General features: G+C 35.7%; 6 protein-coding genes. 3 read left to right on the top strand and 3 right to left on the bottom strand.

What is annotated here, in order from left to right; genetic code table 11:
* Positions 1 to 27 precede the first annotated feature (27 nt).
* The 3 genes from EV143_RS13860 to rhaT form a co-directional block, all read right to left on the bottom strand.
* The gene (locus EV143_RS13860; protein WP_133508534.1) at positions 28 to 1302 is read right to left on the bottom strand and encodes a TIM barrel protein; all 1275 of its coding nucleotides are present in this window, start codon (positions 1300 to 1302) and stop codon (positions 28 to 30) included.
* Positions 1303 to 1690: 388 nt separating this feature from the next.
* A complete protein-coding gene (locus EV143_RS13865) occupies positions 1691 to 3832 on the bottom strand; it encodes a bifunctional aldolase/short-chain dehydrogenase (protein ID WP_133508535.1) in 2142 nt (713 codons plus the stop codon).
* A 35-nt stretch (positions 3833 to 3867) separates the two neighbouring features.
* Positions 3868 to 4917, bottom strand: coding sequence for an L-rhamnose/proton symporter RhaT (gene rhaT, locus EV143_RS13870; RefSeq protein ID WP_133508536.1), 1050 nt, complete (start codon positions 4915 to 4917; stop codon positions 3868 to 3870).
* A gap of 368 nt (positions 4918 to 5285) precedes the next feature.
* Between rhaT and EV143_RS13875 the strand changes: the two genes are divergently transcribed.
* From EV143_RS13875 to EV143_RS13885, 3 genes are all read left to right on the top strand, one after another.
* On the top strand, positions 5286 to 6326 hold the full coding sequence (locus EV143_RS13875) for a GntR family transcriptional regulator (RefSeq protein ID WP_133508537.1): 1041 nt from the start codon (positions 5286 to 5288) through the stop codon (positions 6324 to 6326).
* A 222-nt stretch (positions 6327 to 6548) separates the two neighbouring features.
* Positions 6549 to 7877, top strand: coding sequence for a rhamnogalacturonan acetylesterase (locus EV143_RS13880; protein WP_243739874.1), 1329 nt, complete (start codon positions 6549 to 6551; stop codon positions 7875 to 7877).
* 20 nt (positions 7878 to 7897) lie between these two features.
* Positions 7898 to 10750, top strand: a complete 2853-nt coding sequence (locus EV143_RS13885) for a glycoside hydrolase family 2 TIM barrel-domain containing protein (RefSeq protein WP_133508539.1) — start codon at positions 7898 to 7900, stop codon at positions 10748 to 10750.
* The last annotated feature ends 134 nt before the right edge of the window (positions 10751 to 10884 follow it).

Here is a 10884-nt window from a genome sequence, read left to right on the forward strand (position 1 = left end):
TTATAACTCATAATTCATAACTCAAAACTATAATCCTGTCGCCATCGTTTTTAATCCTCTTTCTCCAATTAGATTTTTTCTAACCGTAAGACTGCGGTACAATTCTACCGGATTTAATGCTGCGCCGGAACGTAAACGAGCCTCAGCGACCAAAGCACGAACATCGGTACGGAAAGCGTTTTGCAGAATTTCCTGTGCTTTTACCACATCATTTTCATCCTGTGCAATTTCTAACGCTTTTCTGTCTACCAAAAGTGCCTGCGCATACGCAATCATAATGGCTTCAACCGATTGTAATAAATCTTCTAACGGATCTTTGATGTTGTGAGAAGCATCGATCATCCAGCCTAAATCTTTGGCGTGATTCATGCCACGAGCGTCCATTCCTTCTACTAATTCATTAAAAATCAAGAATAATTGGTATGGTTTTAAAGCTCCGGCTGTTAAATCGTCATCGCCATATTTTGAATCGTTAAAATGGAATCCTCCCAATTTGTTTTCCATCAATAATAAAGAAACAATTTGCTCGATGTTTGCATTTGGCAAATGATGTCCTAAATCGACTAACGTTTGCGCTTTATCGCCTAATTTTTTTACGTAAGAATAAGATTGTCCCCAATCAGCAACTGTTGTCGAATAAAAATTAGGTTCTGCACATTTGTATTCTAAAAATAATTTCCAATTTGATGGCAAAGCATCGTAGATTTCTTCTAAACTTTCTAAAGTATTTTGATATGCTTTACGGAAATTTAATTGACCCGGAAAAGAAGATCCATCTGCTAACCAAACCGTTAACGATTCTGATCCTAATTCAATTCCGTGTTTGATAACCTCGATATTGTGTGCAATTGCTTGTTTACGAATTGCTTTGTTTGCATTTTGTAATGAACCAAATTTATACGAATGCTCCTGATTTGCCTGATCCTGAAAAGTATTCGAGTTCATGGCATCAAACTTTAATCCGTGTTGGCCGGCTAAGTTTTTAATCGCTTGATAATCTGTTGGAATATCCCACGGAATATGCAACGAAATAGCTCCAGAAGCGTTGTTCAAAGCATGAAGCAAACCTACATCTTCGATTTTTTCTTCTAAAGATCTCGGTTCTCCGCCTCCTGCAAAACGTCCGAATCGCGTTCCTCCTGTTCCTAAAGCCCAAGATGGAATTGCAATTTGAAAATCGATTAATTTTTGAATAATTGATTCTGTTTCACCAACTTCTGATGCTGTAAAGGCAAATTTATTCTGGTGTTTTTTTAATAACTCATCATTATGAGATTCTATTTTGTTTGATCCAATTAACATATATTTTTCTTTTAATGGAATTGCATTCTATAAATATAATTTGAATTCCTGTTTTACTATACTATTTTGTGTTATTTGTTTGTTTAAAAATTACCTTTTTATTTTAAATACTAACGTCCGAAATTATCGAACGTTAGATCACAAAAAACCACTTTTGCTTAAACAAACTTAAAAAAAACTATTTTTCAACCACTTGAGTGCAATTCGTTAAAATTTTATTTAACACATAGAAAAATAGATTTTATATTTTCGAAAAAAGTATATCAAGAAACTCGTTTCTCACACATAGTCCCGAAGCTTCGGGATTGTTAATGCAAGTAAAACGCCTTTTTTGAGTTCAATAATTCTATGTTTCTATGTGTTTAAAAATCACACTCAACGGGTTATTTTATCTATAAAAGCCCATGGCTACTCCGCCGTCTACATTCAGTGCGTTTCCTGTAGATTTATTCAGGAAGCCGCCAACAAATGCAAAACAGGCATTGGCAATATCATCTGGCAATATGATTTCGTTGAGTAAGGTGCGCTTTGCATAATAAGCCGGTAATTCTGCTACCGTAATACCGTATGCTTTGGCTCTTCCTTCTGCCCAGCCTCCAGACCAAATGTTTGAATCTGAAATTACGGCATCAGGATTTACCGTGTTCACACGGATTTTATCCGGCCCCAATTCTGCAGCCATAAGGCGTGTTAAATGTGCCTGAGCTGCTTTCGCTGATCCGTAACCCGGATTGTTTGGGCCTGCAAAAACAGCATTTTTTGATACGATGTTTACAATATCACCTCCAAATCCTTGTTTTCTCATTACTTCGATTCCGGCTTTCGAAACTATAAATTGTCCTTTTACTAGAATATCGTACAATCTGTCCCATTCTTCCAGCGTGTGTTCCGCTATCGATTTTGAGATACTAATTCCTGCATTGTTGACTATTATATCAGCTCCACCAAAAGCTAAACAAGCCTGGTCTAATGCTTTTTCTGTACTTGCTTCGTCGGTTACATTTAATAATGTACTTGAAATCGCATCTTTGCCGAACGTTTTGATGAAATCTGCTGTTGCTTCCTGTAGACGTTCTTCGTTGATATCGTTGATTACGACACAAGCACCTTCCTGAGCAAACTTTTTCGCAATTGCTTTTCCTATTCCACCTGCTGAACCTGTGATAACGGCTATTCTTCCGGATAATGCTTTTGGTTTTGGCATTCTTTGCAGTTTTGCTTCTTCCAATAACCAATATTCGATATCAAAGGCTTCCTGATGCGGCAATGAAGTATATTCCGAAACGGCTTCTGCGCCTTTCATAACATTTACTGCATTTACATAATATTCTGATGCTAATCGTGCCATGGTTTTATCCTTGGCAAAAGTGAACATTCCAACTCCCGGATATAAAATAACCACAGGGTTTGGGTCACGCATCGCTGGCGAATTATCTTTTTTACAAACGTTGTAATATTCTTTATACATGGCTCTGTAACCCTCAAAAGCAGGTGTTAATTTTGCTTTGATGGCATTTACATCTGATAAATCTTCATTTGGATCCAATTCCAAAACAAGCGGACTGATTTTGGTTCTTAAAAAATGGTCCGGACAAGATGTTCCAAGTGGAGCGAGTTTTTCCAGATCATTAGAATTGATGAATTCCAAAACTCTTTGATCATCGGTATAATGACCTATCATTTGGCGTTCTGATGAGCAGAAACCTCTTAAAATTGGAGCAACTTTTGCTGCTTTTAGTTTTCTTGCTTCTTCAGGCAGGCTTTCTATTTTTTGTCCACCAAAAACAGGACGTTTTTTTCCGTAGTTATTCTCAAGATAGGTTGCACATTTCTCGATTACTTCAAGTGTGTTGATGTAACTTTCATACGAAGTGTCGCCCCAGGTGAATAAACCGTGAGAACCCAACATGATGCCTCTTAGTTTTTTTCCTTTTTTCTCAGCTTCTTCAAGGCAAGATCTTAACTGAAGTCCCAAGTCGAAACCCGGACGCTGCCAGCCTACCCAGCCAATTTCGCCGTCGAATAATTCTTCGGTGATTTTTGCTCCGTCTTTGGCTGCTGCGATTGCGATTGCGGCATCGGGATGCAAATGGTCGATATGTTTTAAGGGTAAAAACCCATGAAAAGGTGTATCGATTGACGGCGCTTTTGAAGCCAGATCAAAAATACAATGATTGAATAATTCTACCATTTCATCTTCGAATTCGATGCCTTTGTAAACATTTTCAAGATTGCGAAGTCTGTCTAAATACAATGCTGCACAGCCCGATTTGGTAAGCGTTCCGATATCTCCTCCCGAACCTTTGATCCACATTACCTCTGAGCTTGCTCCGGTTAAAGGATCTTTATCTGTGATTTTTACAGAAGTGTTTCCGCCTCCGTAATTCGTTAATCTCAAATCGGCTCCAAGTAAATTAGAACGATAAATGAAAAGCCCAACTTCATCTCCTGCCAATGCTGCCGCCTTAGACTCCTCCCAAAGATAGCTTACGTGCTTAAAATTCATATCTATAGTATTTTTATTCAACATTTTTGATATTATATATTTGGTTGTTTATTGCATGTCTATAATGAATTCCCTATTCCGACCAAAACAATCGAAAGCATAATCAGACCAATTCCCCATAAAAAAGTATTGAAGGTTTTTTTGGAAACGCCCGACCATTCTTTTAAATAAAATCCCCAGAAATTGGCAGTTAAAATAATCGTCGCCATATGCAGAATCCAAGAGCTGGCTCCGTTTCCTAATTTGCTTTCTCCCATTCCGTAAAAGAAAAACTGCAAGAACCACAACGTTCCGGCAAGGGCAGAAAAAAGGATGTTTTTTGTAATTGGAGTTTGTTTATTGGTATAATCTCCAATCGATTTATTTTTAAAATTAAGGTAGATACACCAAATAAAATTCGTTGTAAGTCCGCCCCAAAGCAACACGATATAGGTTACGTTATTCTGAAACAAAGGATTACAGCCCGAAACTACAGCGGCTTCTGCCATTGGTTTTCCGGCTTCGATTCCGTAATTGAAAAATGAACTTAAAATCCCTGATGTTACGGCGATGATCAATCCTTTTGTCAAATTAAAATCTTTGTCTTTATCTTCATGTCCAACCGCAAAATCTTTTTCTTTTAGAATTCCGGCTTTTCCTGAAATTGCGATTCCCAAAAGACAAACCGCAACACCCAGTAAAACTAATTGTCCGCCTGAACTATGCAGCATATGAGTGAAAGAAACTTTTCCCGGAGTTGGATAAAAATTATAATAAATAGAAGGAACTAAAGCACCAAAAGCAGAACAGAATCCTAATACGATTGAATTTCCTAAAGACATTCCAAGATAGCGAACGCCAAGTCCGTAAGTCAATCCGCCAATTCCCCAGATAAGTCCCATCGAGAAAGTAAAAGCTTTGATTGTTGGAGACGCTGCGGCGATGATTTCCGGAAAATTTGGAATCGTTAAATAAGCTGCAATTGGAGGAACGATTAGCCAGGAGAAAAAACCTCCTACGAGCCAGTAACTTTCCCAAGCCCAATTTTTAACTTTTTTGAAAGGCATATAAAAACTCCCGGATGAAAATCCCCCTATGGAGTGAAAAATAATTCCCAGTAATGATTCCATTTATAATTTTGTTTGTGGTTATGTGATAGTTAATCTCGTTTTGTAAAATAAGAAAATGTAAAAAACAAAACTATCCTGTACTATCCTTTATATTATATGTTAAATACAAGAGTTATTATAAAGAAGAGTCGCTTTATATTGAAAAAATAAATTTAAAATTTCTATTTTAGCAATCGATTTCGCAATTACTAAAATCTCATTTATTTAATAAATAACAAATAAGATTGAAAGTTAAATTAGTAAAATTCAGATTATTCTTATTATTTAAAATGCCATTATAACGGTAGTTTGCTAGTTTAAAACTATTTATAAAAAATATAATTTAAAATTACGTTTTATAAAAGGAGCGTAATTTGAAAAACAAGAACATGATCAAACTTATTAAAATAGATGAAGATTCAAGGGTTCCTAAATACAAGCAAATTGTTGATTCGATTTTGCAGAATATTGCCAACGGAAATTTGAAAATAAATCAAAAAATCCCTTCTATAAACAGCTTTAGCGAAGAATTTTATATGTCGAGAGATACGGTTGAGAAGGCTTATAATATCTTAAAAGAGCGAAAAATAATTTCTTCGATTAGAGGAAAAGGCTATTATATTACCCGAACCAAACTTGAATCTAAAGTTAATATCTTGTTTTTGTTTAATAAACTGAGTGCGTATAAAATGAAAACGTACAACTCGTTTATTAATACGGTGGGCGCGAATGCTCATGTCGATTTACATATTTATCATTGTGATGAAACCTTGTTTTTGAACCTATTAGACAAATTTGAAGGCGTTTACGATTATTATGTAATTACAACCCATTTTAAAACAGATGAACTTAAACATTTGAGTTTTACGGATGATGTTGTCAAAGCGATTCAAAGAATTCCGCAGGAAAAACTGGTTATTATGGATAATATTAAGCTTTCTATGGAAGGTGAAATTATCAAAATTTATCAGGATTTCGAAAATGATATCTACAATGCTTTAAAAGAAGGAATTGCCAAAATATCGAAGTACAAACGATTGATTTTAATTTATCCGGAAAAAGCGGTTTATCCTTATCCGAGAAGAATTTTGCACGGATTTAAAAAGTTTTGTGTAGAGCATGAAATCAATTTTGAGATTCTGAGCGAAGTTTATGACGATATGGTTTTGAAAAAAGGAGACTTATTTATTACCATTGAAGAATCTGATCTCGTTAATTTAATGAAACAAATTCGCGACGAGGAATATGTTTTAGGAAAAGATATTGGTGTGATCTCTTATAATGATACGCCTTTAAAAGAATTACTTGGCATAACGGTAATGTCTACCGATTTTAATGTTATGGGCGAAACTGCTGCCCGAATGATTTTGAATAAAGAAAAAGGATCGTTTAAAGTACCTTTTAATTTTATCGACAGGAATTCTATTTAGAAAGATTTAAACTGATACTCATAGTAAAAACTCCATTATTAAAATGGAGTTTTTTTTGCATTAAAACATTCAATAAAAATCAATTATAGATCACAAAAAGCGAGATTTTTAACATCATAGTACAGGATACTATTTTAAAACGGAACGGTTAGATTTGAATATAAAATAAATTAAATCTTCGAAAAATTGATAAAAATCAGCACCTTTTTATTTTGTTTTTGTATGCCGGCAGTTTTATTGGCGATGCATTCCAATAACAATTTAAAAGAACAAATTCTTTTATCAAAAGTAAATTCGGCTGATACTACAAAAAATACAAAACTTTTATTATTTCAATTTGGTACTGTTTTAAAAATGCCAAAAGGAACTGTAATTGACAAAGCTTTGCCTTATAATTCTAACCTCGGATATGGTTTTGATTTTAATTCGGTTTCGAATGTGAAAATTAATTCTGCTTCTTTTTCTATCGAAAAACCAACTTATTTTTCGGTAAAACTTCCCGAAGGAAATTATCAAATTGAAGTGATTATGGGAGATTCTCAAAAAGCATCAAATGTAACAATAAAAGCAGAATCACGCAGGTTAATGCTGGATCAACTTTCTATCAAAAAAGGAAAATCAATTACAAAAACTTTTAATGTTACTGTCAGAACTCCAAAAATAGATGAGAATCTCAACGTTACGCTAAAAGACAGAGAAAAAGATATTTTGGATTGGGATGACAAACTCACGCTTGAATTTTTAGGCGAAGTTGCTGTTCAAAGCATCCAAATTACTCCAAAAAACAACCTTACTGTTGTTTATTTGGCTGGCGATTCTACCGTTACAGATCAGGACGTTGAACCGTGGGCTTCCTGGGGACAATTTATTACTAACTATTTTGATAATGAAATAGTGGTTTCAAATTATGCTTATTCCGGTGCTGCGTTGAGTTCATTTAAAGCTGGAAACCGTCTAAAAAAAATCCTTACACAAATTAAAAAAGGAGATTATTTGTTTGTGGAATTTGGCCATAATGACGAAAAAATAAAAGGTGACGGAAATGGTCCCTGGGAATCGTACTCGAATTTATTAGTTGAATTTGTAGAATCGGCAAAAGAAAAAGGGGCTATTCCGGTTTTGGTAACGCCAACACAACGGCGATTTTTTAATGAAAATGGAACTCTAAAAGAAACCCACGGCGAATTTCCTGCTGCCATGCGGGCTGTTGCGAAAAAAAATAATGTTGCCCTTATTGACATTACCAAAATGACAACCGAACTTTACGAAGCCTGGGGCGATGAAGCGTCAAGAAAAGCTTTTGTTCAATATCCCGCCAATACTTTTCCGGGTCAGGAAAAAGCGCTGGACGATAATACTCATTTTAATAGTTTTGGAGCCAACGAAATTGCACTTTGCGTACTCAAAGGAATCACGGAACTTGATAATCCGTTAAAAAAACACGTTACAAAAGAAACTCCAGATTATAATCCGAAAAAACCAAATTACATTTCGAATTGGACGCTTCCTATGAGTGCCCGTTTTGAAATTTCGAAACCAGACGGCAACTAACCTCAAATAAAACCACTATTATGCTGCTAAAAAACATTCAAACAATTTCTATTGCTGTGTTTACACTTTTTGTAGCTCAAAACAGCGCTGCTCAGCAAACAGATAAAATCTATCTTTCCGGAAAAGATTTTGAGCATCCTGTACAATGGGATTTTTATTGTACCGATGGCAATAACAGTAAAACCTGGTCTAAAATAAATGTTCCGTCGCAATGGGAATTAGAAGGTTTTGGCGAATATACGTATGGAAGATGGTACAAAGAACTCAACCAAAAAGAACCAAGCAAGGAAGAAGGTTTGTACAAATACGAGTTTGAAGTTCCTGCTAATTATAAGGATAAAGAAATTTTAATCGCTTTTGGAGGCGCAATGACGGATACTGAGGTGAAAATCAACGGAAAACTTGCCGGAGCCATTCATCAGGGCGGTTTTTATGAATTTAAATATGATATTTCGTCTTTATTGAAATTCGGATCTAAAAATGCTTTAGAAGTTCATGTTTGGAAACACTCAGCCAATAAATCTGTAAATGCTGCTGAAAGAAGAGCCGACTGGTGGTTGTTTGGCGGCATTTATCGTCCAGTTTGGCTGGAAGTTTCCCCTAAAACGCACATTGAAAATATTGCCGTAAATCCTAAAATGGATGGCTCGATTACAGTTGATGTGAACCTGAAAAACATTTCGAAAAACACCACTTTAGAAGCTACGCTAAAAGATTTAAACGGAGAAAATTTCCAAACTTTTACTTTTCCGATTAAAGCAAAAAGCACTAAAGAAGTAATTGCAGCACAATGGAAAAACATAAAGCCGTGGAATCCGGAAAACCCTAATTTATATGAGTTACAACTCGTTTTAAAACAAAACGGAACTCTGGTTCATGAATATGATAAACGAATTGGTTTTAGAACTTTAGAGTTTAAAAAACAGGACGGAATTTATGTAAACGGAACTAAGATTATTATGAAAGGAATCAACCGTCATTCGTTTTGGCCGGAAGGCGGAAGAAGTACCAGCAAGCGAATCAGCGAGTTAGACGGGAAGTTATTAAAAGATATGAATATGAATGCCGTGCGCGGTCATTATCCGCCAGATGAGCATTTTTTAGAAGTCTGCGATTCACTGGGTCTTTTTGTTTTGGATGAATTGGCAGGCTGGCAAAACTCTTACGATACCGAAACCGGAACTAAATTAGTGACTGAAATGATAATGCGCGATGTCAATCATCCGTCAGTAATTATTTGGGATAACGGAAATGAAGGCGGCTGGAATTACAATGTGGATAAAGTTTTTGAAGATAATGATCCCCAAAAAAGAATTGTGATTCATCCGTGGGCCGATTTTAATGGTTGGGACACCCATCATTACCCTACTTATTTAACGGGAATGCATCGCTTTAACAGTGGTGAAAATGTATTTTTTCCAACTGAATTTATGCACGGAACTTATGATAACGGACATGGAGCGGCTCTCGAAGATTTCTGGAATCGGTATAAGGAAAGTCCACTTTTTGCCGGGGGTTTTATGTGGGCGATGTTAGATGAAGCCGTAAAACGCTCGGATTGGACGGGCGATGTAAAATTTGATTCAAAAGGTTCTTTAGCGGCAGATGGGATTCTGGGACCTCATCGCGAAAGAGAAGGAAGTTATTATACTGTAAAAGAAGTTTGGGCACCAATTCAGTTTCAGCCAAAGCAAGTGTCGCCTACTTTTAACGGATCGTTTTTAATTACCAACGATTACCTTTTCAGTAATTTGAATTCCTGCAAAATGGAATTTAAAGTCTTAAAATCGGATAATGATGTTTTTTACACCAACGGAACTTTAAAGGAAATAAGTTCCGGAAAAATCGAAATTCCAAGTATTGATCCGGGTGAAACACGCAAGATTCAATTAGTAGTTCCGGGCAATTTTGCAGACGGAGATGTTTTATCCATAAGTGCTTATGATCAGTTTAATAAAGAAATTTATACCTGGACATGGCCAATTCATAAAGCTAAATTTTATGCCGCTAAATTTTTGGCGGTTCAAAATACAAAAGCAAAGGCTTCAGTAACAAAAACGGGCAATGAAATCACTTTAAAAGGAAGTAATGTAACCGTTATTCTGGATGCCGTTACGGGAGAAATTTCCTCTATTAAAAACGGAACCTCAACCATTCCGTTAACAAATGGTCCTCGCCCAATTGGAATGAAAGCCAAATTAAAAGATGTTCAGGTTTCGCAGGAAGGCGACAAAGCCGTTTGCAAAGTTTCGTATACTGGCGGATTATCCTCGATAAAATGGATTATGGAGCCCGACGGGAGATTTAAAATGGAATTGGTTGCCCTGAAAAATGCCACTGGCGGAGAGGGTTTTGACGGTGCTTTTTTTGAAGATAAAATCAGTGCTTTCGGCATTACTTTCAGTTTTCCGGAAAAAGAAGTTACAGGCATAAAATGGTTTGGAAGAGGTCCGTACCATGTTTGGAAAAACAGAATTAAAGGAACCACTTTCGGGGTTTGGGAAAAGGATTATAACAATACTATTACAGGCGAGAGTTTTGAGAATCTTATTTATCCGGAATTTAAAGGATATCACGCCAATTTATTAGGCGCAAATTTAAAAGCCGGAGCATCGTCATTTAAAGTTTTTAGCGAATCTGATAATTTATTTTTAAGATTATTTACACCAGATTTGCCTAAAAATGGCTTTCAGGGAAGTTATCCGCAGCCGGCATTTCCGGAAGGCGATATCTCGTTTATGTATGAAATTCCAGCCATGAGAGATTTCAAACCTTTAGAACAGCAAGGACCACAAAGTCAGCCAACTAATATTCGTATTAAAAGCGGCGATGACGGAATACAAATGAATTTATGGTTTGATTTTAGATTTTAGATTTTAGATTTTAGATTTTAGATTTTAGATTTTAGATTTTAGATTTTAGATTTTAGATTTTAGATTTTAGATTTTAGATTTTAGATTTTAGATTTTAGATTTTAGATTTTAGATTTTAGATTTTAGATTTTAGA

Source organism: Flavobacterium chryseum, from assembly GCF_004362015.1.
Classification (GTDB): Bacteria; Bacteroidota; Bacteroidia; order Flavobacteriales; family Flavobacteriaceae; genus Flavobacterium.